1 protein-coding gene is annotated in these 531 nt (G+C 69.1%); it reads right to left on the bottom strand.

The window, feature by feature from the left end; translation table 11 throughout:
- Positions 1-531: carboxyl transferase domain-containing protein (locus IG78_RS0141140; protein ID WP_030574947.1), on the bottom strand; the 531-nt coding region annotated here is incomplete at both ends.

Genomic DNA, 531 nt, shown 5'->3' on the forward strand with positions numbered 1-531 from the left:
GTCACCGCCCGGACCACGTCGGGGCCGGTGATGAACATCTGCGAGGTGTCGCGGACCATGAACACAAAGTCCGTCAGGGCCGGGCTGTAGGCGGCGCCGCCCGCGCACGGGCCCAGCATGACGCTGATCTGCGGGATGACACCCGAAGCCCGGGTGTTGCGCTGGAAGATGCCCCCGTACCCGGCAAGCGCGGAAACACCCTCCTGGATACGGGCGCCCGCACCGTCGTTCAGGGACACCAGCGGCGCACCGGCCGCGATCGCCATGTCCATGATCTTATGGATCTTCGTGGCGTGCGCCTCGCCGAGCGCCCCGCCGAAGATCCTGAAGTCGTGCGCGTACACGAACACCGTGCGGCCCTCGACCGTGCCCCAGCCGGTGACGACCCCGTCGGTGTAGGGCCTTTTGGCCTCCAGGCCAAAACCGGTCGCCCGGTGCCTGCGCAACTGCTCGACCTCCTGGAACGAACCCTCGTCCAGCAGCAGCGCGATCCGCTCGCGGGCCGTCAGCTTGCCCTTGGCGTGCTGCGCC

The sequence above is a fragment of the Streptomyces aureocirculatus genome (genome assembly GCF_000720475.1).
In the GTDB taxonomy this organism is placed as follows: Bacteria; Actinomycetota; Actinomycetes; order Streptomycetales; family Streptomycetaceae; genus Streptomyces; species Streptomyces aureocirculatus.